The organism is Mesorhizobium sp. P2_E9, from assembly GCF_056403815.1.
This window is the reverse complement of sequence record NZ_JBFUET010000011.1, coordinates 1-23,892: the sequence shown is the minus strand read 5'-3', so window position 1 is coordinate 23,892 and position 23,892 is coordinate 1. Positions and strand designations below refer to the sequence as shown.

Below are 23,892 nucleotides of genomic sequence, written 5' to 3'. Positions count from 1 at the left end.
GTTCGCGGCGGTGCGGCTCCAAACAAGGGAGGACAGAATGTTGAAATTCGCATTGAAATTGGCGGCCGCCGCGACGGTGCTCGCCGGCGTCGCCCTGGGCACGACGGCGCAGGCGCAGGATGGCCAGAAGACCTTTTATCTGCTGTCGCATGGCGGTCCGTCGGATGCGTTCTGGATTGACTGGAACGCCGGCGCCACAAAAGCCTGTGACCAGCTCAAGGTGACCTGCAAGATCTCCTTCAGCGGCGGCGACATGGCGGCGCAGAAGGAGGCCTTCAACTCTGCGCTTGCCGCCAAGCCCGACGGAATCGCCACGACCTCGGCACAGCCCGGCCTGTGGGCCGAAGAAGTGAAGGCGGCCAAGGCGGCCGGCATTCCGATCGTGTTCTTCAACACCGACGATCCGGCGACCGGACGCCAGGCCTATGTCGGCGCCGACCTCAAGGAGGCCGGGGCGATCTGGGCGAAATATCTCGTCGACCACAAGATGGTGAAGCAGGGCGACAAGGTGTTCCTGCCGGTGGAGGTCCCCGGCGCCAGCTATCAGCAGCTGGAAACCGAAGGCATCGCCAGCGTGTTCGATCCGTTGGGGATCAAATATGACGTGGTCGATTGCGGCACCGATCCGGCCGGCATCATCGCCAAGATGACCGATTACATGGTGGCCAACAATCCGCCGGCGATCATCGCGCTCGGCGATTCCGTGGCGGCCAGCGTCAAGCGGGTGTTCGACGGCGCCGGCGTGCCGGCCGGTAAGATCCCGGTCGTCGGCTGGGGCAACTCCAAGGAGACGGCGCAGGCCGTCAAGGACGGCTTCGTCAATGCCGCCGCCTGGCAGTACCCGTCGGCGCAGGGCTTCATGCCGGTGGCGTTGCTCGGGCTCGCCGCCTCGGGCGAACCGATCGGCTACGACATCCACACTTTCGGCCTCTACGACGCCTCCAGCGTCGACCCGATCCTGAAGCTCTACGACAAGAAGTGAGAAAAGCAGCGCCCGCTGCGAAAGCGGCGGGCGTCTTTCAAGCATGGTTCAAACAGTCATGACGATCGCCGCAGAAGACGAGATGCCTGTCGGGAAACGCAGATCGAGCCTGATACGCTCGCCGCAATTCTCCTCGCTCGTCATCCTCATTGTCCTGCTGGCGGTGTTCGCCATCGCCGACCGCAACTTCCTGTCGCCGCTCAACATCTCCAACATGATGGCGTTCCTGCCGGAGCTCGGCATCATCGCGCTCGGCATGACGCTGCTTTTGACGGCGGGCGAATTCGACCTGTCCGTCGGCGCCGTGTTCGGACTGGCGCCGGTGGTGGTGATGCTGCTGGTGCAGAACGGCGGCTGGGATATCGGCGTCGCCCTGCTGGCCGGGCTTGTCCTGTGCATCGCGATCGGCGCGATCAACGGGCTGATCGTCACCAAGATCGGCATCTCGTCCTTCCTGGTGACGCTGTCGATGCTGCTCGTCGTGCGCGGGGCGGCGCTCTACATCACGCAAGGGTTTCCGCTGAAATCTTGGGACCAGCCCGGCTTTTTCGTGACGCTGCTTGCCGGCAGCTTCAACATCGGCTCGTTCCGCTTCTACACCTCGCTGTGGTGGTTCATCGGCCTGTCGCTGTTTGCGATCTACATCCTGCGCTACGCCAAGCTCGGCAACTGGATCAGCGCCATCGGCTCCAATCGCAACGCGGCGGTGGCGCGTGGCGTGCCGGCGGATGCGGTCAAGATCGGGCTGTTCGTCGCGACCTCGGTGCTGGCCGGCCTTGCCGGCATGATCAGCGCCTTCCGCATCTCCGCTGCCTCGCCAGTGGCCGGTACCGGCTACGAGCTGGAAGTGATCGCCATGGTGGTGGTCGGCGGCACGGCGCTGACCGGCGGGCGCGGCACCATCCTCGGCACCATTGTCGGCGCGCTGATGCTGCGCGCCATCCGCAACGGCATCGTGCTGATCGGTGTGCCGGGGCTCGCCTACAACATCTTCGTCGGCCTGATCATCCTGGCCATGCTCATCCTGCACGCTCTGCTGCAGAAGAACGCCGCAAGGAGCTGACGATGGACGTGCTGCGGCTGCAGAATCTGCAAAAATCCTTCGGCAGCGTGCGTGCGCTGAAGAACGCCTCGCTGACATTGCGGGAGGGGGAAGTGGTGGCGCTGCTCGGCGACAATGGCGCCGGCAAATCGACGCTGATCAAGGCGATCTCGGGCGTGTTTCCAGCCGACCGGGGCGACATCTATGTGCGCGGCGAGAAGGTTTCGATCCGCTCGACCCGCGATGCCATGGATCTCGGCATCGAGACCATCCACCAGGACACGTCGCTGGCCCCGGATCTCAGCATCGCCCGCAACCTGTTTCTCGGCCGCGAGCCGGTCAATTTCGGCTGGCTCGGCGTCTTCGCGCCGCTCGATCTGGCGAAGTTGCGCAAGGCTGCTTCCGAACTGCTCAAGCGCGTCGGTATCTCGAAGAAGCTCGACGCCGATGCGCTGGTCTCGACACTGTCGGGCGGCGAACGCCAGTCAATCGCGATTTCGCGCGCCATGCAGTTCGCCGCCAAGGTGATCATCCTCGACGAGCCGACCAACAATCTCGGCGTCGAGGAAACCCATGGCGTGCTGCGCTTCGTCAAGGAGGTGCGCGACGCCGGCCATTCGGTGCTTTTGATCACCCACAACATCCACCACGTGTTCCAGGTCGCCGACCGCATCATCGTCATGCGCCGCGGCGAAATCGTCGCCGAACAGATCGTCGCCGACACCGACCTCTTGACCGTGGAAAGCATCATCACCGGCGCCGATATGTCGGCCCTGCTCAAGGAGGCGAGGGCAAAGTGAAGGGCGTCGCATGGTAGAGCTTTACGGGAAGACGCTGTCACGAAGGCAAGTGGCCGAGCGCTCCGGCATGCTGTCGCAGTTCGCCGGCGTGCGGCTGATGACGCTTGGCGACGGCGTGGAGCGCGGCATCCGCATGCTGGAGTTCCGCACCGGTTCGGGCCTTCGTTTCACCGCGCTGGTCGACCGGGCGCTCGATATCTCGGACTGTGACTTCAAGGGCCAGGCAATCGGCTGGCATTCGCCGAGCGGCTTTCGCCATCCGGGCCTGCACGATTATGAAGGGGAGAGCGGGCTCGCCTGGGCACGCTCCTTTTCCGGCCTGCTGGTCACCTGCGGCCTCGACCACATACTGGGCCGCGAAGACGTGCCGGCCGAAAACTACAATTACCCCGGCAAGAAGACCGTCACCCATTCGCTGCACGGCCGCGTCGGCACGATCCCGGCGCGGCTGACCGGCTATGGCGAGGCGTGGGATGGCGACCGATGCGTGCTGTGGGCCGAAGGCATCGTCCAGCAGGCGGCGGTGTTCGGCGAGGATCTGCATCTCATCCGCCGCATCGAGGCCGATGTCGGCGGCAACGAGATCCGGCTTTCCGACCGTGTCGTCAACCACGGCTTCAACCGCACGCCGCATATGTATTTCTACCACGTCAATGTCGGCCATCCCTTGCTCGACCAGGGCTCGCGCTATCTGGCGCCGATCAGCGACGTGGTTTGGGCCGGCCATGCCGGCGAGCGTTACGAGGCGCAGAAGGTCGGCTACCGCACCGTGCCGGAGCCGCAAATGGGATTCAGCGAGCAGGTCTGGCAGCACGAAATGGGCGCCGACGCAAAGGGCGAGGTGCCGGTGGCGGTGGTCAATGACCGGCTCGGTCTCGGCTTCGAAGTGGTGACGCGCAAGGATCAGTTGCCTTGCGCCTATCAATGGCAGAATTTCCAGGCCGGGCAGTATGCGCTGGGCATAGAGCCGTCGACCCATCATGTGCTCGGCGATCTCGCCGCGCGCGAACGCGGCGAGATGATCTGGCTGCAGCATGGCGAAGCCCGGGCCTACGACGCGGTGTTTCGCGTCCTCGATGGCGCTGGTGAGATTGCGGAGGCTGAAGGCAGGATCGCGGCGATCGCCAGGCAGCCGCAGCAGGATTATCCCAGGCCGTCGGGCAATTTTGCGAGATTGGGGGCATGATGCGACAGGAATGCTCCGGCTGGCGGGCTGGAAACCGGAGGTCGGTGTGAAGGGCAACAAGCGCGACTACAGCCTGGTCGGTGAAAGCACGCGGGCCGCGATCGAGACCGGCCTGGCCTCGGCCGAGTGGTACCACACCGAGGTACCGCGCAAGGCGATGAAGGAGCTGATGCAGCGCTCCGATGGCCCGGCGATCCGCGACACCATCATCTGGCTCGCCGTCATCGCGGGCTCCGCCGCCGGCATCGTCTGGTTCTGGGCCTCGTGGTGGGTGGTGCCGTTCCTGTTCGTCTATGGCGTGCTCTACGGCTCGTCGAGCGACTCGCGCTGGCATGAATGCGGCCACGGCACGGCCTTCCGCACGCGCTGGATGAACGATGTTGTCTACCACATCGCCTCCTTCATGCTGATGCGCAATCCCGTGCAATGGCGCTGGAGCCATGCCCGTCACCACACCGACACCATCATCGTCGGCCGCGACGCCGAGATCGCCGTCATGCGTCCGCCCGACCTGTTGAAGGCGGGACTGGCCTTCACCGGCATTCTCGACTTCCGCTATTCGCTGCCGACGCTGGTGCGCCAGGCCTTCGGCACGCTGTCGGAGGACGAGAAGAGCTACATCCCCGAGATGGAACAGCACAAGGCCGTGGTCGTTGCCCGCTGGCACGTCGCCATCTATGTCGCGACGATCGCGCTTGCGATCGCGCTGAGGTCATGGATCCCACTGGTGCTTATCGGCCTGCCGCGCCTCTATGGCACTTGGCACATGGTGACGACCGGCCTGCTGCAGCATATCGGCCTTGCCGACAATGTCATCGACCACCGGCTCAACACCCGCACCGTCTACATGAACCCGATCAGCCGCTTCATTTACTGGAACATGAATTATCATGTCGAGCACCACATGTTCCCGATGGTGCCGTATCATGCGCTGCCCAGGCTGCACGAGCTGATCAAGCACGATCTTCCCGAGCCGAACCCGTCGATGTGGCATGCCTATCGCGAGGTCTGGCCGGTTCTGCTCCGGCAGCTGAAATATGAGGATTATTACCTAAAGCGCGAATTGCCGCCGACGGCCAGGCCCTATCGCGGCGAGTTTCACGAGGTCGATATGTCGGCGGCGGCTGAATAAGCGATCGCGAATTTTGCAGGGGTTGAGATGGCCGATTGGGTTGAAGCGTGCGCGGTGGACGATGTCGAGGAAGAGGACGTCATCCGCTTCGATCATGGCGGCCGCACCTTTGCGGTCTACCGCTCGCCGGATGACGAGTTCTTCGCCACCGACGGCTTCTGCACGCATGAGAAGGCGCATCTCGCCGACGGGCTGGTAATGGACGACATCATCGAATGCCCCAAGCACAATGGCCGCTTCAACTACAAGACCGGCCAGGCCAAGGGCGCACCGGTCTGCGTCAATCTCGCGATCTATCCGGTGAAGATCGAGGCCGGCAAGGTTATGATCCAGATCTGAAACGTGGCGACCGATCCGCGTCAAGTCAGCATAGAGGGACGTTTTCATGAGCCGAAAGAGACCGACCGTCGCCGATCTGCGCGCGATGAAAGGCAAGCGCCAGCTAACCATGCTGCGTGTGCTGACGCTAGACGAGGCGGAGGCCGCCGAACGAGCAGGGGTCGACATCGTCTCAGTGCCGCCCGAACTGGTGCTCAACCCGCAATATCGCGATGCCGCGCCCAGCCTGTTCACCATGCCGGGCGAGAATTTCTTCGAGATCGGCACGGCGGATGATTTTGTCCGCTGGTCCTTCCGGCTCTACAAGGCCGGCGCCGACGCGGTCTATTGCAGCGCCGGCTATGCCACGATCAAGCGCATGGCCGACGATGCCATTCCTGTCATCGGCCATGTCGGCCTTATTCCGTCCCGCGCCACCTGGACCGGCGGCTTCAAGGCGGTCGGCAAGACCGCCGACACCGCCATACAGATATTCGAGGCGGTGAAGCAGCTGGAGGCGGCCGGCGCCATCGGCGCCGAGATCGAAGTGGTGCCGGTCGAGGTGGCCAAGGCGATCTCGGAGCGCACCTCGCTGATCATGCTGTCGATGGGGGCGGGCACCGGCTGCGACGCGCAATATCTGTTCGCCGAGGATATCCTCGGCCAGAACCGGGGCCACATGCCGCGGCATTCCAAGGTCTATCGCAACTTCGCCGCCGAGTATGACCGGCTGCAGGCGGAGCGGGTAGCGGCATTTTCCGAATATGTCGCCGACGTCAACAGCGGCACCTATCCAGAGGACAGGCACATCGTGCACATGGACCCGGCCGAGCTCAGCCTGTTCATGAAAAAGGTGGACGCAAAGAGCTGACTAGTCGGGGTCTTTGCCGGCCGCCGCAGCGCCTTGCCACGTTCCATCGGCGAGCATGGCGTGAAGCACCTCGGCGTCGGCTCCCAGCGGCCGGTCCTCTTTCAGCATCGACACATGCGCGCGCACCGACGCATAGATCGCACCGGTGCGTGGTGCCAGCGTCAACCCTTCACGCAGGTCGACCGCCTGGGCCGCGGCCATCAGCTCGAAGGCGATCAGCCGTCGCCACAGCGCGATCATTCCGGCGCATTTCGCGACGGTGAGAAGCGACTGGGTCGCGTGATCCTCGACGCCTTCCGAAACGGGCAGAAAATCGAGCATCACCGGATTGGCCTTGTGGCGGATGGCAGCCAGGATCGATGTCGCCGTCTTCTGCAGCGGCACGAAACCGGCCGAAGCGCCACCAATGGGTGAGAGATATTTGGTCAGGCCGTTGCGGCCCGAACCGCTGAGCTGGATGAAACGGGCGACGCTCGCGGCGGCGCATTGCGCGATTGCCAGGCTGAGCGTCTCGAAGGCAAGCGAAAGTGCGGCCGTGTGGAAATTGCCGGTCGACAGCACCAGTTCGTCATCGCCCAACACCAGCGGGTTGTCGGCGGCGGCATTGAGCTCGATCTCGACGGCACGCTTCGCCTGGCCGATCGCCTCGATCAGTGCCCCATGAATCGACGGCATGCAACGGATCGACAGCGGATCCTGTAAGGTGGTCGGCGCCGGGGCCTCGTCGCGGGCTAGCAGATCATTCAGAGCCTTCGCCGCCTCCTGCTGTCCGGCGGCCGGCCGCGCCATCTGCAGGCGCGGATCGAGGATGGTGCGGTTGGCGCCAAAACCTTCCATGGTCAGCGCGCCGGCCTGCTGCTGTTGCGCCAGCGCCGACAGCGCGTCCGTAACGCAAAGCGCGCCGCTGCCCGAGGAGACCGCCGAGGCATTGATCAACGACAGCCCGTCCTTGGGCGCCAGGCTGATCGGGGCGAGGCGGGCCATCATCAGCGCCTTGGCCGCCGGCATGCGCCTTCCCTGGTAATCGGCCTCGCCTTCGCCGATCAGCACACGGGCAAGCGCGGTCATCAGCACGAGGTCGCCGGCACCGATCGAGCCGAGCGACGGCATGACCGGATGGACGCCAGCATTGAGCGCATCGACCAGGGCGACAAACACGGCGGGCGAAAGGCCGGAGCCGCCGGCGGAAAGCATCGAGGCGCGGGCGACCATGGTGGCCCGCACTGCCTCGACCGGCAAGGCTTCGCCGACCGCGCCGCTGCGTCCCTCAAGCAGCTGGCGCTGGAAGGCGCTGGCATCGCCCTCGACCGATGTGCCGAGATTGGCGCCGAGACCCGTGTTCAGGCCATAGATCTGCTGGCCGGAGGCGGCGGCCTGGTCGAGCACCTTTCGCGCCTTCTCCAGTCTGACGATGACATCGGGTCCGATCTCCACCTTGCGGGCTTCGCGGGCGACGATGGCGACATCGCCGACACTGACGCCGGCTCCGGTGAGGACGAGCGCGCTCATGCGAAACGCAGCCTTTGGCCGATGCCTTGCGACTGCGCCTTGGCCAGCATCGCCTTGCCCAACGCAATGTCGGACAGCGACAGGCCGCGGTGCCAGAACAGGATCGTTTCGTCCTCGCTCTGCCTGCCCGGCTTGAGACCGGCGGCGATCTGGCCGAGTTCGGCATGCAGTGTCTTTTCGCTCAGCCGTCCGGTCTCGACATGGGCGCGCAGCGAGCCGAACTTGCCGCCCTTGCACTGGCCCCAATCGTCGACCACCATTTTCTGCATGATGTCGGTCAGTGACAGCTCCACCGCGCTCATCGTGCCATAGGGCACCACCAGTGCACCGGGCTTGATCCATTCGGTCTTCAACAATGGCTGCGGTTCCGGCAGCCGCGAGGCCTCGACGACGATGTCGGCGCCCCTGACGCAGCTCTCCCAATCGGAGACCGCGGTGACCTTCTTGCCGAGATCGGCCGAAAGCTTGGCGGCAAAGCCGTCTCGGCTTTCCGGCCGGCGTGAATGGACGCGGATCTCGTCGAAATCGAAGAGATGGTCGAGCAGCCGCACATTCCAGTAGGCGGTGCCGCGCGCGCCGATATGGGCGAGCACTTTCGAATTCTTGCGCGCCAGATGTTTGGCGCCGATGGCGGTGACGGCGCCGGTGCGCATGTCGGTGATGACGGTGGCGTCGAGGATGGCGCGCGGCGTGCCGGTGCGCGGATCGAACAAATTGAGGATGCCGAATTCCGAGGGCAGCCCGTGCAGATAGTTGTCGACATAGTCGCCGACGATTTTCACGCCCGCCGTGTCGAGCGGCGCCACATAGCCGCGCAGGACGTTGAAATGGCCGTGGAAGGACGGATCCGGCTCAAGATGGACGCGCGGCTCGATCACCGTCTGGCCCTTACCCTGGGCGACAAGGCCAGCCTCGACGGCGGCAATGATTTCGCCGTCGGTCATATCTAGCGCATCAATGTCGAGGGCATTGAGATAATCGATATAGATGGGCTTCATTTTACGCGCATGCTTTCCTCGGTCCATCCCTCCCATCCCATAGCAGGCCGCGAGGCGACACGAAAGTTTGTTGCGCCAAGTCTGGACGCGGCCGGCCAAATGCTGTTCAAACCGGTCCCGTCATGACTGCCATTCCCGAGACTGAAGCCTTACCCGAAACGGCCACCAATGCGCGGCGCGTGGCGCTGATCGTCGCCATCGCCTTCTTCATGCAACTGCTGGATTCGACGATCATCTCGACCTCGCTGCCGCAGATGGGCGCCTCCTTCGGCGTGCCGGCGGTGGCGATGAGCATCGGCATCACCGTCTATATGCTGACCATGGCGGTGTTCGTGCCGCTGTCGGGCTGGCTTGCCGACCGGTTCGGCGCGCGCAACATTTTTCTCGTGGCGATCGCGCTGTTCACCCTGGCCTCGCTCGCCTGCGGCTTTTCGGGGAATTTGACCGAATTCGTTGTCGCCCGCGCCGTGCAGGGGCTGGGCAGTGCGCTGATGACGCCGGTCGGCCGCATCCTCGTCCTGCGCAACGCCTCGAAATCCGAACTCCTCAACGCCACCGCGCTGATCACCTGGCCGGCGCTGTTCGCGCCCGTGGTCGGGCCGGTGCTCGGCGGTTTCATCACCACCTACCTGTCCTGGCACTGGAATTTCTTCATCAATATACCGCTTGGGCTGATCGGGCTGGCGCTGGTCGCGCGGTTCATCCCCGGCGACCGCGAAGCCGATCCCAAGCCGCTCGACTGGCCGGGATTTTTCCTGACGTCGCTCGGGCTAGCCTGCCTGCTCTACGGCCTCGAGCGCATCGCGCATCCCGAGGATGGCGTGCTGCCGACGGTGCTGCTGATCGCGACGGGTATCGTCATCGGCTGGCTGGCGGTGCGGCATCTCAGGCGTGCGCCGCATCCGCTGCTTGATCTCTCCTCGTTCAAGGTGCTGACCTTCGCCATCTCGACGCTCGCTGCCGGCACCATCTTCCGGGTGGCGATCAACGCCACGCCGTTCCTGCTGCCGCTTTTGTTCCAGGTTGGCTTCGGCCTCTCGCCCGTCGATGCCGGCTTGATGATCCTGGCTTATTTCCTCGGCAATCTCGGGATGAAGACGGTGACGACGCCGACGTTGCGGCGTTTCGGTTTCCGCTCGGTGATGGTGGTCAACGGCATCGTCGCCTCGGCCTCGATCATGGTTTGCGGGGCGATCTCGCCGCAGACGCCGCAGGTGTTGGTGGTGGCGCTGATGCTGATCGCCGGCCTGTCGCGCTCGATGCAGTTCACGGCGCTGAACACGCTGGCTTTCGCCGATATCGATGCGGCGCAGCGCAGTTCGGCAGCGACGCTATCGTCCATGCTTCAGCAGGTGGCGATGCTGTTCGGCGTTGCGGTCGCGGCGGCGATCCTCAATCTGTCGCAGATCGCCAGGGCGCGACCGGCGCTCGACCTCGTCGATTTTCGAATCGCCTTTCTCGCGATTGGCGCCATCGGGCTGGTGGCGGCGCTGCGTTTTCTGGTGTTGCCGCCCGCCGCTGGGGCAGAGGTTTCCGGCCACGCGCCAGGGAACTGAAATCGTATTCTTTGCGCTTGATGGGAGATAAATTCCGCCTCATCCTTTCGCCTCGATGCAGCGCTTTCGCGAATGGCTGCGATGGCGCAATCGATTGCCAAAAATGCAGGAGTTTCCGCGCATTGCGCCAGCTTAGACAATCAATGCGTCCACTCGGCGAATATCGGCACCAAGGCTCGTTCTGAACGCAGATTCATTTGACGAACCGGCGCCGAGGCGATTAGCTCTGCTTTCGGGATGGCAGCGCTGCCATCGGGGCAAATGCAGACATGAACGCGATTGGCTGGCTAAATCTCAGGAGCCTGAATCAGGAAGGCATTGTCTTTGCCATCGCGGTGGTGCTGTTCGTCGCTGCTGCCATCGGCCTGCCGGGCTTCATCGACCCCAACAATCTCGTCGCCATTGTCCGCTCGGTGTCGGTGCTGGGCATATTGGCGCTCGGCATGGCGGTCGTCATCATCGGCCGCGGCATCGACCTGTCGGCGGTGGCGATCATGGCGATGTCGGTCGCCTGGTATCTGCAATTGCTCAACATCGGCACTTCTGACGGGCTTGCCTTCGCCTACGTACTGGCCGGCGTGCTTGCCATCGGCCTGCTCAATGGTTTTCTCGTCGCCTATGCGGATGTGCCGGCGATCTTCGTGACGCTGGCGACCGGCTCCTTCGTCTTCGGCTATGTGCGCTCGCAACTGATCACGCAGGACGCGGTACCCGTGCCGCAGGGCCATTGGGTTGAGCTGCTCGGCGGTCTGCGCTTCCTCGACATTCCGATCGAGGTGTTCGTCTTCGCCGGGCTGGCTTTCCTGTTCTTCCTCTTCCTGCGCTACACCAAATGGGGGCGCTACATCTATTTCGCCGGCGACAATCCGGTCGCCGCGCGCAATATCGGCATTCCGGTGCGGCCGATGCTGGTGCTGCGCTATGTGCTCTCGGCTTTCGTGGCGCTGATCGCCGGCCTGCTGACGGCGGCCAGCCTGCACTCGATCAACACCCGCATCGTCAATTCGACGCTGCTCTACGACATCGTGCTGGTGGCGGTGATCGGCGGCATCGGCCTGTCGGGCGGACGGGGCGGGGTGCGCAACGTGCTGGTCGGGGCGGCACTGATCGGCATTTTGCTCAACGCCATGACCATCATCGACATTCCGCTGCTCTACCAGAACCTGATCAAGGCGGCGATCCTGCTCGGCGCCATCATCGTCGACGGCATCATCAACCCGCGCGACGAACAGACCGCGCAACAGGGCGACATCTAGACCGGAACTGCGGCGGACGGTTGGGGCCGGCCGCTGATAACAACACCAAACCAGAGGACGTGACATGAGACTGATCAAGACACTTATGGCCACCGCAACGGCGCTCGCCGTTACCGCCTTCGTGGCGCCGACCTTCGCCGCCGACGATCCGGGCCCGGCGGCTTACGCGCAGGCGCTCAAGGGCAAGCGCGTCATGCTGGTGCCGCTGGCGATGGGCTTCGACCTGGCGCAGGGCTGGGCGCACTATCTGAAGAAGGAAGTTGACGCCTGGGGCGGCACGTTCGAGACGCGCGATCCGAACTGGGTGGTCGATGCCGGCGCGCAGGCGATCACCGACGCCATCTCGTCGGACACCAGGCCTGACGTGCTGATCATCCACGCGCCGGACCTCAACTCCTACTCCAAGCTGATGAAGAAGGCGCAGGCCGCAGGCACCTACGTGTTGCTGGTCGACAATCCCGCCAACTTCCCGGCCGATGCCTTTGTCGGCAGCGACTGGGACCGGCTTGGCCAGCTCGAGGCCGAAGCGGCGATCAAGGGGTGCGGCGAAAATTCGTCCAAGAAGATCGGCCTGGTGCAGGGCGACCAGGCGAACTCTTCCAGCCTCTATCAGTATGCCGGCATCATGAAGGTGCTGGACAAGCATCCCGACTTCAAGGTGGTGGCCAAGCCCGACTCCAACTGGGATGCGACGACCTCGCGCAATGTGACGACGACGATGCTGCAGCAGAACCCGGACATCTGCTCGATCATCGACTTCTGGGACGGTGACGCCACCGGCGCATCGGCGGCGATCCGTGACGCCAAGCTCGACGGCAAGGTGTTCCTGGTCACCACCGGCGGCGGCGAAAAGGCGGCCGATTGCGACAAGCTGGCAGACGGCACCTATGGCGCCGTGGTGATGACCGACCTTGCCCGCCAGTCGGGCGACATGAACGCCATCATCAAGTTCCTGCTGCAGAGCGGGCAGCCTGCCGGCACCTCGCACACCTACATCTATACGCTGGAGACGGCGACGACCAAGGCCGACCTCAAGCCCGACACCTGCTGGGACCTGAAGGCGCTGCAGGCCGAAGCGGCGGCGAAATAAGCCGGTTTTGCAGACCGAATGCTACGAGGTGGCCGGACAGTTCGGCCACCTCTTTCTCTTGATCAGCGGCAGCCAATGTCCTTTCGCGAACGCCTCCAGTCCTGGCGCTACAATCTCGTGCCCGACCATCTCGTCGGCGAGATCCTGACCAAACGCTGGACCGACAACGCCATTCCATTCCTGGCGCTAGTGGTGACCTTGGCGACTTTCGGCTCGGTCATTCCGGGCTTCTTCAAGCTGAACGCGCTGCAGGAATCGACCCGCCAGCTCGGCGAGTTCTCGATGGTGGTCACCGGTATGACGGTGGTGATGCTGGGCGGCGGCATCGATCTCTCCGTCGGCTCGATCTTCGCGCTGTCCTGCTTTTCCGCCGTCTATGTCTTCTTCATCCTCGAACAGTCGATCTGGCTGGCGCTGGCCGCTTCGCTCGCCACCGGCCTCGTCTTCGGCGCCATCAACGGCTATCTCGTCGGCTATCTGCGCCTGCGCGCCTTCCTCACCACGCTGGTGACCTTCATTTTCGGACGGGCGCTGTTCGACATCCTGGTCACCACCTACGCCGCCGACGTGCAGCTTTCGACCGCCACCTCGGATGTGCTCGATTTCATCGGCGACAGCACCTTCTGGGGTCTCTCCGTGTCGGTTTGGCTGGCGATCATCCTTGCCATCGTCACCCATATCGCGCTGACGCGCTCGCGGCCGGGCTGGCATGTGCTGGCGGTCGGCGGCTCCCGGCGCTCGGCGCACAATGCCGGCATCCGCGTGCGCCGCACCGTGTTCATGACCTATGTCTTCTCCGGCTTCTGCGCCTCGATCGGCGGCTTCCTCATCGCCTGCCGCTTAAGCGGCGCAGGGCCGGGCACCGGCCTCAACCTCGAGATCATGGCGCTGACGGCGGCGGTGGTCGGTGGCGTCAGCCTCGGCGGCGGCCGCGGCTCGGTGATCAAGGGGCTGATGGGCGCCATCATCGTCTTGACCATGACCAACGGTCTTATCCGGCTGGGCTACGGCACCGGCACCAACCAGATGGTGCTCGGCATCATGCTGGCGGTGGCCGTGACCATCGACATCCGCTGGCTGAAGAACCGTCACAAGGTGCTGAACGAGGTCTATGTCGCGCCGGTCTATCTCAAGATGGGCGAGACACAGTCGGCGGTGCCGGGCTCAGGCACGCCTTACGAACTCGACAACCGTCTGTCGGCGGCCGACCATATCGGGCTGGGCGAGCTGGAAGGGCCGGAAGACGTCATCCTCGACCGCGACGACAATCTCTATTGCGGCACGCGCCATGGCGAGATCGTCCGCTTCTTCGCGCCGGATTATGTGAAATCGGAAGTGTTCGCTCATATTGGCGGCTTTCCGCTTGGCCTGGCCTTCGACAAGTCAGGCAACCTGATCAGCTGCGTCGGCGCCATGGGACTCTATTCCGTCTCACCTGAGCGCGAGGTAAAACGCCTGTCGGCCGAGACGTCGCGCTCCTGGACCTCGATCGTCGACGATGCGCGCCTGCGCGATCCCAATGATTGCGACATCGCTCCCGACGGGCGTATCTACTTCACCGACTCTACGAAGCGCTATGATGCCCATGACTGGGCGCTGGACTCGATCGAAAACCGCGCCACCGGCCGGCTGCTGGTCTATGACCCGAAGGACGGTTCGACGAAGACGCTGCTCGACGGCTACCGCTACACCAACGGTGTCTGCATGGCGCATGACGGCAAGTCGCTCTTCTTCGCCGAAAGCTGGGCCTGCCGCGTGCATCGTTACTGGCTGGAAGGGCCGAAGGCCGGCACCGCCGAATGCGTCATCCGCGACATGCCGGGCTATCCCGACAACATCAACCGGGCTTCGGACGGCAATTACTGGATGGCGTGGCTCGGCATGCGCACGCCGAGCTTTGACCTGTCGCTGCGCCACCCCGACATGCGCAAGCGCATGACGCGCCGGCTGCCGCAGGACGAATGGCTGTTTCCCAACATCAACACCGGCGGCGTCGTGAAATTTACGGAGAAGGGCGGCATCGTCGAGGCGATGGGTGACCTCACCGGCGGCGCGCATCCGATGGTCACCTCGATGCGCGAGCACAAAGGATATCTGTTCGTCGGCGGCATCCTCAACAACCGCATTGGCCGATACAAGATTGCGGGCGCCGATCCGAACTGGACCAGCCCGGCTTCCTACTGGGGAGCAAAGCCATGATCCTCGATCCGATCCTGGACATGTTTCGCGGCAAGGCGGTGACCATCCCGCCGCTCGATGGCGCTTTCCGGCCCAACACGCGGCTGGATGATGCGCCGGCTTTTGCCGAGCTGACCGAGCCGGACAATTTGCTGGCCGACGGAGACCGGCTGCTCGCCTCCAGCGGCAATGCCATCTATTCGCTTGCCGCTGAGACGGAGCCCAAGATCGTCGAGACCTTTCCATCGCCCATCACGGCGCTGTCGTTGTCGCCATCGGGCGAACTGACGGTGGCGCTCGAAAGCGGCAAGCTGCTGGTCGCCGGCAAGGAAATTTCGCTGCCGGCCGAGATCCGCTGCATCACCGCGCTTGCCTATGCCGAGGATGGCACGCTGTGGCTGACCAATGGTTCGGCCTCGCACGCGTCATCGCAGTGGGCTGCCGATTTGATGAAGAAAGGTGCGTCCGGTTCGCTTTGGAAGCGGGACGCGGCAGGCGGCGAATTCCGCAAGGTCGCCGGCGATCTCGCTTTTCCCTATGGGCTCCATCCCGCCGGCGGGGATGTGCTGGTCAGCGAAAGCTGGCGCCATCAGCTCATCCGTTTCGATGGCACGACCGGCAGCCGTTCGACGGTGTTGACGCATCTGCCCGGCTATCCTGCACGGCTTTCGCCGTCCGCCGATGGTGGCGCCTGGCTGGCGCTGTTTGCGCCGCGCAACCGGCTGATCGAATTCGTGCTGCAGGAGACGCACTACCGGCAGGATATGATCGATCAGGTGCCGCCAGCCTACTGGATCGCGCCGGCGCTGGCTTCCAGCCGCAGCTTCCTCGAACCGCTGCAATGCGGCGGCATCAGAACCATGGGCATCCACAAGCCGTGGTCGCCGAGCCGTTCCTACGGGCTCGTGGTCAGGCTCGACCGGAACATGCAGCCGCAGTTCAGCCTGCACAGCCGTGCCAACGGCACGCGGCACGGCATCTGCAGCGTGGCGGAAAAGGACGGCCGGTTGTTCATCGCCTCCAGGGGCGGCGACTGTGTGCTTGCCGTCGATACGGGAGGTTTCTGATGGAACCGATCGTTCGCCTGGAGAATGTCACTAAGAATTATCGCGGCGTACCTGCGGTGAAGAATGTCAGCTTTGAACTGCGCAAGGGCGAAATCCACGCGCTGCTCGGCGAGAATGGCGCCGGCAAATCCACACTGACCAAGATCATCGCCGGTGTCGTCGACGCCACGTCGGGCAAGATGTTCCACAAGGGCCGGGAGATCGCCTACGCCTCGCCGCATGCGGCGCTCGAGGCCGGCATTGCCATGGTGTTCCAGGAAACCAGCCTGGTTCCGTCGATGACGGTGGCGCAGAACCTCTATCTCGGTACTGAAAAATTCCTCAACCGGCTGCGCGGCACGTATATTTCAGCACAGCAGTTCCTGCAGTCGCTGAATTTCCCGGTCGATCCCAACGCCATGGTGGCGACCTTGGGTGCGGCCAAGCGGCAGATGGTCGAGATCGCCCGAGCGGTCCACCACAATGCCGAGATCATAATCTTCGATGAACCGACGGCGACGCTGACGCCGGAAGAGAAGCGCCACTTCTTCGCGCTGATCCGGCGGCTGAAGGCGAGCGGCGTCTCGATCGTCTTCATCAGCCATGCGCTGGAAGAGGCGCTTGCCATCGCCGACCGCATCACCATTTTGCGCGACGGCGAGCTGGTGGTCACCGACGATACGTCGACCTTCGACCGCGACAAGATCGTTGCCGCGATGGTCGGGCGCACGCTGTCGGGGCAGATCTATCGCCAGCGCGACGAGGCCAAGCTGCGCAAGGCCGGCAAGAAGGTACTGTCGGTGCAGGACATTTCGATGAGCAATGTCGTGCGCAACAATTCCTTCTCGATCTTCGAGGGCCAGATCACCGGCGTGTTCGGGCTGATCGGCTCCGGCCGCACCGAGACCTTCAAGATCGTCTCGGGCATCTATAAGCGCGATTTCTTGCGCGGTGGGGCGATCGAGCTTGACGACAAGCCCGTGCGCTATCTCGTGCCGAGCGAAGCGGTGGCCGACGGCATCGTCTACGTCACCGAGGACCGCAAGAGCGAAGGCATTTTCGAGACGATGGGCATTGCCGAAAACCTGTTCGGCGGGCTGCTGGCGGCGGGGCGTGAAAAGGCCTGGGTGATCAACCAGCAAGAGATGCGCGCGCTTTCGGCGGAGTGGACGAAGACGCTGAACATCAAGGCAATCAACGACAATGCGCGCGTCGTTGAACTCTCTGGCGGCAACCAGCAGAAGGTGGTGATCGGCAAGGGGCTGGTGCAGCAGCCACGCATCGTCATCTTCGACGAGCCGACGCGCGGCGTCGATGTCGGCGCGATTGCTGAGATCCACCAGATCATCAACCGGCTGGCCGATGAGGGATTGGCCGTCGTCGTCATCTCGTCCTATCTGCCGGAGATCATGAACCTGTCGGACCGGATTCTCGTCTGCCGTCAGGGCCGGATCGTCGAGGAGTTTTCACCGGCGGAGGCGACGGAAGAGAAGATCATGTACGCGGCGGTGCATTAGGGTGCTGGCTGGTGTGTGCGTCGACAATTGGCCGAGGCGTCTCTCCCTTCGTCATCCACGGGCGGAGCAAGGAGCGAAGCGACGCGGCGCAGACCCGAGGATCCATGCCGGGACTCGGATGCGCTGCCACGGTGCAGAATTCTGCTCCGCTGCACTCTATGGCTAAGGTCGCGGCATGGATCCTAGGTCTCTGCGACGCCGCTTCGCGGCTGCTCCGCCCGTGGATGACGAAGGTGAGGGAGGCTCCGCAAACCCCCACGGCTCTACTCCAGTGCGCCCGAAAACTGAATCAGGAAAGCCGGTTAGCCATCTTTGCTCCAAGCTTGATTCAACGACCTGATTCAATTCACACGAAAGGACCACACCATGGCCACCACAAAACTCCTCAGCGATGCCGAGGTCGAAAATATCCCGGCCGTGAAGGCCGTGTTCGACGATATCCGCGCGACGCGCAAATCCGATTTCGTCAACAATTTCTGGCGCGGGCTGGCCAATGATCCGGCGTCGCTGAAGCGGGTGTGGGAGCAGCTCAAGGTGGTGATGGTTGCCGATAGCACCATCGATCCGCTGACCAAGGAGATGATCTACATCGCGGTGTCGACCGCCAATGGCTGCTCCTACTGCGTACACTCGCATACGGCCGCCGCCCGGGCCAAGGGCATGACCGACGCGCAGCATGGCGAGCTGGTGTCGATCATCGGGCTCGCCGGCCAGACCAACCATCTGGTGACGGCGATGCAGATCCCGGTCGATCAGCAATTCGAGGTGAAGTGAGTGTGATTTTCGGCTGCGCCGTCACAAGATTGTGAGCGCGGCCGACGTGTAGTCGAACAGCAATAAGCGTCTGAAATCTATTCGGTTTCCCGCGCTGCCGCGATCGCCGCCGGCTACCCTTCGCCGGCCTCTGACCGCAATTGCAGGGTTTATCCCGGCCGCTGTTAAGGAAGTGACATGGAACGGCACTAAGGAAGCCCCATGCGATGCCGCTCGCCTGGGGGCGCGGCTCGCATGGCGGAGCCGGCATGAAAATCGTTCAGATTACAGACACCCATTTCAGCCCGACCAAGCCGCACTTCAACGGCAATTGGGAGCCGCTGGCCGCCTGGATCGAGCAGAGCGGCGTCGACCTTGTCATCCATACCGGCGACCTCAGCGTCGACGGTGCCGACAAGGACGATGACATCGCCTTCTGCATGGATTTGATGCGGGAAGTCTCCACGCCGATGCTGCTGGTGCCCGGCAATCACGATGTCGGCCATCTCCCCGGTTCGCTGCAGCCGGTCAATGCCGGACGCCTCGAGCGCTGGCGCCGGTTGGTCGGCCCGGATTACTGGATGGAGGACACGGGAAGCTGGCGCCTCATCGGGCTCGACAGCCTGCTGATGGGGTTTGACGATGCCGAGGATGAGGCGCAGTTCGACTGGCTGCGGACCGTGCTGGAAAGCCGTGGCGGCCGGCGCGCCGCGCTCTTCGCCCACAAGCCGCTGTTCGTCGATGCACCGGGTGAGGGCGATACCGGCTACTGGAGCGTCAGGCCGGCGCAACGCCAGCGCCTCTACGATCTGATCGCCGCCCATGATGTCGCGCTGTTTGCAAGCGGCCACCTGCACCGGGCATGGCAAGGCCATTACGAAAACACGTCGCTGGTATGGGGTCCGTCGGCCGCCTTCGTGGTCGGCGACATGGAGCGCGAGATGCCGGGCGAGCGGCTGCTTGGCGCCGTGATCCATCAATTCGGCGACACGGTCGCCAGCGAGATCGTCGCCATCCCCGGCATGACGGCTTACGTCCTCGATGATGTGGTGGCCGAGGTCTATCCGCACGAGGCGCACAAGGTTCGAAAGCGGGTCGCGTCATGAGCGCGCTGTCGCTTCGCGGCCTGAAGAAATCCTTCGGCGGCAACGCCATTTTGAACGGCGTCAGCCTCGATGTCGAAGCCGGCGAGTTCATCGCGCTCGTCGGCCCTTCCGGGTGCGGCAAGAGTACCTTGCTGCGCATCCTGGCGGGGCTCGACCATGCCGACAGCGGCGACATCTTCGTCGGCGGCAAGGACATGTCGCCGGTTGCCGCGGCCGACCGCAACATCGCCATGGTGTTCCAGTCCTACGCACTTTATCCGCACCTGACGGCGGGTCAGAACATCGCCGTGCCGCTTGCCATGAAACGGCTGAGCCGGTCGCAGCGCCTGCCGCTGGTCGGCTCCCTGCTGCCCGGCCAGAAAGAAATCCGCACCGGCATCGCGCACGATGTCCGCGAGATGGCGGCTCTGCTCAAGATCGACCATCTGCTCGACCGCAAGCCGGGGCAGATGTCGGGCGGCCAGCGGCAACGCGTGGCGCTCGCACGCGCCATGGTGCGGCATCCCAGCATCTTCCTCATGGACGAGCCGCTCTCCAATCTCGATGCCAATTTGCGCGTCCATGCGCGCGGCGAGATCGTCGAACTGCACCGCCGCGCCGGTGTGCCGACACTTTATGTGACGCATGACCAGGCCGAGGCGCTTTCGATGGCCGACCGCGTGGCGGTGATGATCGGCGGCAATCTGCTGCAGCTCGCCGCGCCCGAAATGATCTACAACGACCCCGCCCATATCGAGGTCGCGCGTTTCGTCGGTCAGCCGCGGATCAACATCATCCAGGCGCGGGCCGAAAACGGCTGGGTCGGCTTCGAAGGCATCCGGCTGGCGCTGCTGGAGAAGGTGGCGAACGGTCCGGTCAGCCTCGGCATCCGGCCTGAATTCGTCAAACTGTCCCCCAGCGGGCGCAGCGGCCTTGCCGGGCGGATCGAGCGCCTCGAATTCCTCGGCTCGGAAGTCATTGCCCATTGCCGGCTCGACGCCTCCGGCGAGATCGTCATCGCCAAGCTGGCACCGCAGGAAGCGAGGGACCTGATTGCGGGAATGCCGGTGGGTATCCTGTTGCCGCCGGAACAGGCGATGGTCTTCGGGCCGGAGGGAAAGCGGCTGCGCATCGCGGAGACGGCGAGCGCACGGCAGGAGCCGGCCTATGTCTAGCGTCGCGCTGGCGGGCAATGCCCCAAGCGCCGCGGCACTTCGTGCGCGCAGCGAGGACCGCACCGCCTGGCTGCTGGCGGCGCCGGCCATCGTGCTGTTGCTGCTGTTCGTGCTCTTGCCCGTGGCCGCCGTCATCTTCCTCGGCTTCACCGATTTCGAACTCGGCTACGGCAAGTTTCGCTTCGTCGGCTTCGAGAATTATGCGCATCTTCTGAACGACCGCACCTTCCGCCGATCGCTGTGGAACACATCGGTCTACACGGCGATCGTCGCGCCGGTCTCGATCGCGCTTGGCCTCGGCGTTGCCCTGTTGATCGAAGGCGAGGGGCGGGCGCGCGGCTTTTTCCGCACTGTCTATTTCCTACCCGTCGCCTCGCTGATCGTCGCCATGGCGACCGTCTGGCAATACATCTTCCACCCGACGATCGGGCCACTCAACGCGCTGCTTTCGCTGGTTGGCATTCCCGGCCCGAACTGGCTCGGCGCGTCGAACACCGTGCTTTACAGCCTGTCGATCATCGGCATTTGGCAGTCGGTCGGCTTCAACATGGTGCTATTCCTGGCAGGGCTGACGGCGATCCCGCGCGAGCTCTATGCCGCCGCTCACGTCGACGGCGCGAAATCGGCGCTCGACCGGTTCTTCCTGGTCACCTGGCCGATGCTCGGGCCGACGACGCTGTTCGTCGTCACCATCAGCATCACCAATGCGGTGAAGGTTTTCGAAACGGTGAAGATGCTGACCGATGGCGGCCCCAACAAGGCGTCGGAAGTGCTGCTTTTCACCATCTACCAAGAGGGGTTCGTCTATTTGCGCGTCGGCTACGCCTCGGCGATGACGGTCGTCTTCCTGGCGATCCTGGTCGTGCTGATGCTTCTGCAATACCGCGTGCTCGACCGGCGGGTGCACTACACATGAGCAGCGTCCCAGCCGGCCGCATCATCCGCTTCGCGCTGCTTTCGCTCGGCGCGCTGATGATCCTTGCGCCCTACATCTTCATGATCTCGACGGCGGGCAAGACTCAGAGCGACATCTTCACTTCGTCGCTGACGCTCATCCCGCAGCATTTCTACTTCGCCGAGAATTTCGCCAAGGCGTTTGCCAAGGTGCCGATGGCGACGCTGCTGTGGAACGGCGTCGTCGTCTGCGGCCTGATCTTCTTCTTCCAGGTCGTGGTCGCGATCCCTTGCGCCTACGCGATGGCCAAGCTGAAGTTCCGCGCCGCGCGGCTGATGATGGTGTTGGTCATGCTCGGCCTGCTGGTGCCGATCCATGCGACGGCGCTGCCGCTCTACGTCGCCTTCGACAGGATGTCGCTGCTCAACAGCTACGCCTCGCTGGTCGCGCCGTTCACCATATCGGTGTTTGCGATCTTCATGTTCCTGCAGTTCTTCCGCGCCATGCCCGACGATCTCCTGCACGCGGCGCGGCTCGACGGCATGTCTGAACTCGGCATCATCGCCCGCGTCATCGTCCCCAACGCTTGGCCGGCGGTCACCGCCTTCGCCATCTTTTCCGTCGTTGCGCACTGGAACGACCTCTACTGGCCGCTGATCGTCGTCAGCAAGCAGGCCTACGCCACCCCGCCGCTCGGCCTGATGTATTTCCGCGCAGCCGAGGCCGGCGACGACTACGGCGCGCTGATGGCCGCCACGCTGATCATCACCCTCCCGCTCGTCGCCGCCTTCCTGCTCGCGCAGAAGCGCTTCGTCGAGGGCATCACCATGACCGGTCTCAAAGGCTGATCTGCCTACAACCAATTGGGCCAACAAGGAGCACGAGCAATGAAGCATGTTTCCAGGATTTTCGCCGCGGCGGCGGTGTCGCTGGCGGCGGCCCTTCCGGCCTATGCCGAAACGGTGCTGACGGTCCACTATCCGATGCCCGGCTTCTTCAAGAACGTGATGGACACGATCTCGAAGAAGTTCATGGAGGAAAATCCCGATATCAAGATCCAGTTCGCCAGCCCGTCGGCGACCTATGAAGAAGGCATCCAGACCATTCTTCGCCAGGCCGGCACCGACGAGATGCCCGACATCACCTTCATCGGCCTCAACCGCCTGCGCATGCTCAACGAGCGTGACGTTGCCGTCGATCTCGGCCCGCTGGTCAAGAAGGAAGGCAATATGGCGGAGCTCGGCTTCTCCGACACGATCCTGAAGCTGGCGCAGGTCAACGGCAAGCAGGTTGGCCTCGCCTTCGCCACGTCCAACCCGATCATGTATTACAACGCCGACCTGGTGAAAGCGGCTGGTGGCGATCCCGACAACCCGCCCAAGACCTGGGATGAGGTGATCGCGCTTGGCGGCAAGATCAAGGCGCTCGGCAACGGCGTCGACGGCATCGACTTCCGTTGGCAGGGCGATGACTGGATGTTCTCGGCGCTGCTGTTCGGCGCGGGCGGCAAGATGCTGAACGAGGACGAAAGCAAGGTCGCCTTCAATGGTCCGGAAGGCGAGAAGGCGGTGGAGATCCTGGCGCGCATGGTGAAGGAGGGCGGCATGCCGGTCTTCACCAAGCCGGCGGGCGAGCAGGCCTTCGCGGCCGGTAAGGTCGGCTTCGAATTCCAGACTACAGGTGCGCTGGTCAACACGATCAAGAATGTCGGCGACAAGTTCACGCTGCGCACCGCCAAGATTCCGCTGATCGATCCGGTCAACGGCCATCTGCCGACCGGCGGCAATGCCGTGGTCATCCTGACCAAGGACGCTGCCAAGCAGGAAGCCGCCTGGAAGTTCGCGAAATTCGCCGCCGGCCCCTATGGCGCTTCCGTCGTCGTGCCGGGCACCGGCTATGTCCCCAACAATGAGCTGGCGGCGAAATCATCAGACTATCTCGGCGATTTCTACAAGAAGAACCCGCTGTTCCAGGCCGGGCTCAGCCAGATGCCGCTGATGGTTCCGTGGTATGCTTTCCCGGGCACCAACGGGGTCAAGGTGACACAGACGATCGTCGACAATCTGTCGCGGATCGTCGACCAGTCGGCCTCGCCAAAGGAGGCGCTTACGGACGCGGCGAGCGACGTCGAAGGCATGCTGCCGACGCAGTAATGGCTTGTGGTGGCTTCTTCCTTCCCCCTGGTGGGGGAAGGAAGATCGGCAGCGCCGAGACGGATGAGGGGTGTTCCAGCGGAGTGAGACGTTGGCGTTCCCTGGAACACCCCTCATCCGTCGCCTTCGGCGACACCTTCTCCCACAGGGGTGTTTGGACCGGAGACATCGCGAACAGGTGTGCGAGGACATCGCGAACAGTTTTGCATTCTATCGAGCCAGGGTATTGAGGTCGATGGTTTCTATTTTCTGATGTCTGAACCATGCGTCGAATAGGCCGTCCGTTGCGGTCGGCCTGAAGGCGACGGACTTTCCCGCGAAGGCCCTGCACAAGCGCATTGAGCGTCCAA

General features: G+C 63.7%; 21 protein-coding genes. 19 read left to right on the top strand and 2 right to left on the bottom strand.

The window, feature by feature from the left end; all coding sequences use genetic code 11:
* The first annotated feature begins 37 nt into the window (after positions 1–37).
* From AC1D05_RS20430 to AC1D05_RS20400, 7 genes are read left to right on the top strand one after another with little or no spacing between them, the layout of a single operon-like run.
* Positions 38–982, top strand: a complete 945-nt coding sequence (locus tag AC1D05_RS20430) for a sugar ABC transporter substrate-binding protein (protein ID WP_477443405.1) — start codon at positions 38–40, stop codon at positions 980–982.
* Positions 983–1,040: 58 nt separating this feature from the next.
* Complete coding sequence (locus tag AC1D05_RS20425; RefSeq protein WP_477443403.1) at positions 1,041–2,045, top strand: ABC transporter permease; 1,005 nt, start codon at positions 1,041–1,043, stop codon at positions 2,043–2,045.
* Positions 2,042–2,824 carry an ATP-binding cassette domain-containing protein gene (locus AC1D05_RS20420; RefSeq protein ID WP_477443787.1) on the top strand — a complete coding sequence of 261 codons (783 nt, stop codon included), beginning with the start codon at positions 2,042–2,044 and terminating at the stop codon, positions 2,822–2,824. Before AC1D05_RS20425 ends, AC1D05_RS20420 begins: the two co-directional genes overlap by 4 nt.
* A 10-nt stretch (positions 2,825–2,834) precedes the next feature.
* Positions 2,835–4,010: an aldose 1-epimerase family protein gene (locus tag AC1D05_RS20415; protein WP_477443401.1), complete on the top strand. Its 1,176-nt coding sequence runs from the start codon at positions 2,835–2,837 to the stop codon at positions 4,008–4,010.
* Positions 4,011–4,020: 10 nt separating this feature from the next.
* Entirely contained in the window at positions 4,021–5,142 is a 1,122-nt protein-coding gene (locus AC1D05_RS20410) for a fatty acid desaturase family protein (RefSeq protein ID WP_477443399.1), read from the top strand.
* A 27-nt stretch (positions 5,143–5,169) separates the two neighbouring features.
* Positions 5,170–5,481: a MocE family 2Fe-2S type ferredoxin gene (locus AC1D05_RS20405; protein WP_477443397.1), complete on the top strand. Its 312-nt coding sequence runs from the start codon at positions 5,170–5,172 to the stop codon at positions 5,479–5,481.
* Between the two features lie 46 nt (positions 5,482–5,527).
* On the top strand, positions 5,528–6,331 hold the full coding sequence (locus AC1D05_RS20400; RefSeq protein WP_477443395.1) for a 3-methyl-2-oxobutanoate hydroxymethyltransferase: 804 nt from the start codon (positions 5,528–5,530) through the stop codon (positions 6,329–6,331).
* Here the strand turns inward: AC1D05_RS20400 and AC1D05_RS20395 are convergent, their stop codons facing one another.
* Positions 6,332–7,840 carry an HAL/PAL/TAL family ammonia-lyase gene (locus AC1D05_RS20395; protein WP_477443393.1) on the bottom strand — a complete coding sequence of 503 codons (1,509 nt, stop codon included), beginning with the start codon at positions 7,838–7,840 and terminating at the stop codon, positions 6,332–6,334.
* The gene (locus AC1D05_RS20390; protein WP_477443391.1) at positions 7,837–8,838 is read right to left on the bottom strand and encodes an ornithine cyclodeaminase family protein; all 1,002 of its coding nucleotides are present in this window, start codon (positions 8,836–8,838) and stop codon (positions 7,837–7,839) included. The genes AC1D05_RS20395 and AC1D05_RS20390 overlap by 4 nt, the downstream gene beginning before the upstream one ends.
* A gap of 122 nt (positions 8,839–8,960) precedes the next feature.
* Between AC1D05_RS20390 and AC1D05_RS20385 the strand changes: the two genes are divergently transcribed.
* The 12 genes from AC1D05_RS20385 (at position 8,961) to AC1D05_RS20330 (ending at position 23,542) form a co-directional block, all read left to right on the top strand.
* Positions 8,961–10,394 (top strand): DHA2 family efflux MFS transporter permease subunit, encoded by a 1,434-nt coding sequence (locus AC1D05_RS20385; RefSeq protein WP_477443389.1) that lies wholly within the window; start codon positions 8,961–8,963, stop codon positions 10,392–10,394.
* A gap of 269 nt (positions 10,395–10,663) precedes the next feature.
* Complete coding sequence (locus AC1D05_RS20380) at positions 10,664–11,650, top strand: ABC transporter permease (protein ID WP_477443388.1); 987 nt, start codon at positions 10,664–10,666, stop codon at positions 11,648–11,650.
* Positions 11,651–11,714: 64 nt separating this feature from the next.
* Positions 11,715–12,740, top strand: a complete 1,026-nt coding sequence (locus AC1D05_RS20375) for a sugar ABC transporter substrate-binding protein (protein WP_477443386.1) — start codon at positions 11,715–11,717, stop codon at positions 12,738–12,740.
* Between the two features lie 75 nt (positions 12,741–12,815).
* Positions 12,816–14,939, top strand: coding sequence for an ABC transporter permease (locus tag AC1D05_RS20370; RefSeq protein WP_477443384.1), 2,124 nt, complete (start codon positions 12,816–12,818; stop codon positions 14,937–14,939).
* Complete coding sequence (locus AC1D05_RS20365; protein ID WP_477443383.1) at positions 14,936–15,985, top strand: SMP-30/gluconolactonase/LRE family protein; 1,050 nt, start codon at positions 14,936–14,938, stop codon at positions 15,983–15,985. The genes AC1D05_RS20370 and AC1D05_RS20365 overlap by 4 nt, the downstream gene beginning before the upstream one ends.
* Positions 15,985–17,481 carry a sugar ABC transporter ATP-binding protein gene (locus AC1D05_RS20360; protein ID WP_477443381.1) on the top strand — a complete coding sequence of 499 codons (1,497 nt, stop codon included), beginning with the start codon at positions 15,985–15,987 and terminating at the stop codon, positions 17,479–17,481. The genes AC1D05_RS20365 and AC1D05_RS20360 overlap by 1 nt, the downstream gene beginning before the upstream one ends.
* A gap of 366 nt (positions 17,482–17,847) precedes the next feature.
* Entirely contained in the window at positions 17,848–18,255 is a 408-nt protein-coding gene (locus AC1D05_RS20355) for a carboxymuconolactone decarboxylase family protein (RefSeq protein ID WP_477443379.1), read from the top strand.
* 248 nt (positions 18,256–18,503) lie between these two features.
* Positions 18,504–19,340: a metallophosphoesterase family protein gene (locus tag AC1D05_RS20350; protein ID WP_477443377.1), complete on the top strand. Its 837-nt coding sequence runs from the start codon at positions 18,504–18,506 to the stop codon at positions 19,338–19,340.
* On the top strand, positions 19,337–20,494 hold the full coding sequence (locus tag AC1D05_RS20345; RefSeq protein WP_477443375.1) for an ABC transporter ATP-binding protein: 1,158 nt from the start codon (positions 19,337–19,339) through the stop codon (positions 20,492–20,494). Before AC1D05_RS20350 ends, AC1D05_RS20345 begins: the two co-directional genes overlap by 4 nt.
* On the top strand, positions 20,487–21,410 hold the full coding sequence (locus AC1D05_RS20340; protein ID WP_477443373.1) for a carbohydrate ABC transporter permease: 924 nt from the start codon (positions 20,487–20,489) through the stop codon (positions 21,408–21,410). Before AC1D05_RS20345 ends, AC1D05_RS20340 begins: the two co-directional genes overlap by 8 nt.
* Positions 21,407–22,237, top strand: a complete 831-nt coding sequence (locus AC1D05_RS20335) for a carbohydrate ABC transporter permease (RefSeq protein ID WP_477443371.1) — start codon at positions 21,407–21,409, stop codon at positions 22,235–22,237. Before AC1D05_RS20340 ends, AC1D05_RS20335 begins: the two co-directional genes overlap by 4 nt.
* A 39-nt stretch (positions 22,238–22,276) precedes the next feature.
* Positions 22,277–23,542 (top strand): ABC transporter substrate-binding protein, encoded by a 1,266-nt coding sequence (locus AC1D05_RS20330; protein ID WP_477443369.1) that lies wholly within the window; start codon positions 22,277–22,279, stop codon positions 23,540–23,542.
* The last annotated feature ends 350 nt before the right edge of the window (positions 23,543–23,892 follow it).

Bases quoted from the DNA above. Each gene is read 5' to 3' on its own strand.
- AC1D05_RS20350 (WP_477443377.1), top strand. From the start codon at position 18,504: ATGAAAATCGTTCAGATTACAGACACCCATTTCAGCCCGACCAAGCCG.
- AC1D05_RS20375 (WP_477443386.1), top strand. From the start codon at position 11,715: ATGAGACTGATCAAGACACTTATGGCCACCGCAACGGCGCTCGCCGTT.
- AC1D05_RS20335 (WP_477443371.1), top strand. From the start codon at position 21,407: ATGAGCAGCGTCCCAGCCGGCCGCATCATCCGCTTCGCGCTGCTTTCG.
- AC1D05_RS20430 (WP_477443405.1), top strand. From the start codon at position 38: ATGTTGAAATTCGCATTGAAATTGGCGGCCGCCGCGACGGTGCTCGCC.
- AC1D05_RS20405 (WP_477443397.1), top strand. From the start codon at position 5,170: ATGGCCGATTGGGTTGAAGCGTGCGCGGTGGACGATGTCGAGGAAGAG.
- AC1D05_RS20330 (WP_477443369.1), top strand. From the start codon at position 22,277: ATGAAGCATGTTTCCAGGATTTTCGCCGCGGCGGCGGTGTCGCTGGCG.
- AC1D05_RS20425 (WP_477443403.1), top strand. From the start codon at position 1,041: ATGACGATCGCCGCAGAAGACGAGATGCCTGTCGGGAAACGCAGATCG.
- AC1D05_RS20390 (WP_477443391.1), bottom strand. From the start codon at position 8,838: ATGAAGCCCATCTATATCGATTATCTCAATGCCCTCGACATTGATGCG.
- AC1D05_RS20365 (WP_477443383.1), top strand. From the start codon at position 14,936: ATGATCCTCGATCCGATCCTGGACATGTTTCGCGGCAAGGCGGTGACC.
- AC1D05_RS20415 (WP_477443401.1), top strand. From the start codon at position 2,835: ATGGTAGAGCTTTACGGGAAGACGCTGTCACGAAGGCAAGTGGCCGAG.
- AC1D05_RS20380 (WP_477443388.1), top strand. From the start codon at position 10,664: ATGAACGCGATTGGCTGGCTAAATCTCAGGAGCCTGAATCAGGAAGGC.
- AC1D05_RS20370 (WP_477443384.1), top strand. From the start codon at position 12,816: ATGTCCTTTCGCGAACGCCTCCAGTCCTGGCGCTACAATCTCGTGCCC.
- AC1D05_RS20355 (WP_477443379.1), top strand. From the start codon at position 17,848: ATGGCCACCACAAAACTCCTCAGCGATGCCGAGGTCGAAAATATCCCG.
- AC1D05_RS20340 (WP_477443373.1), top strand. From the start codon at position 20,487: ATGTCTAGCGTCGCGCTGGCGGGCAATGCCCCAAGCGCCGCGGCACTT.
- AC1D05_RS20360 (WP_477443381.1), top strand. From the start codon at position 15,985: ATGGAACCGATCGTTCGCCTGGAGAATGTCACTAAGAATTATCGCGGC.
- AC1D05_RS20400 (WP_477443395.1), top strand. From the start codon at position 5,528: ATGAGCCGAAAGAGACCGACCGTCGCCGATCTGCGCGCGATGAAAGGC.
- AC1D05_RS20395 (WP_477443393.1), bottom strand. From the start codon at position 7,840: ATGAGCGCGCTCGTCCTCACCGGAGCCGGCGTCAGTGTCGGCGATGTC.
- AC1D05_RS20385 (WP_477443389.1), top strand. From the start codon at position 8,961: ATGACTGCCATTCCCGAGACTGAAGCCTTACCCGAAACGGCCACCAAT.
- AC1D05_RS20345 (WP_477443375.1), top strand. From the start codon at position 19,337: ATGAGCGCGCTGTCGCTTCGCGGCCTGAAGAAATCCTTCGGCGGCAAC.
- AC1D05_RS20410 (WP_477443399.1), top strand. From the start codon at position 4,021: ATGCTCCGGCTGGCGGGCTGGAAACCGGAGGTCGGTGTGAAGGGCAAC.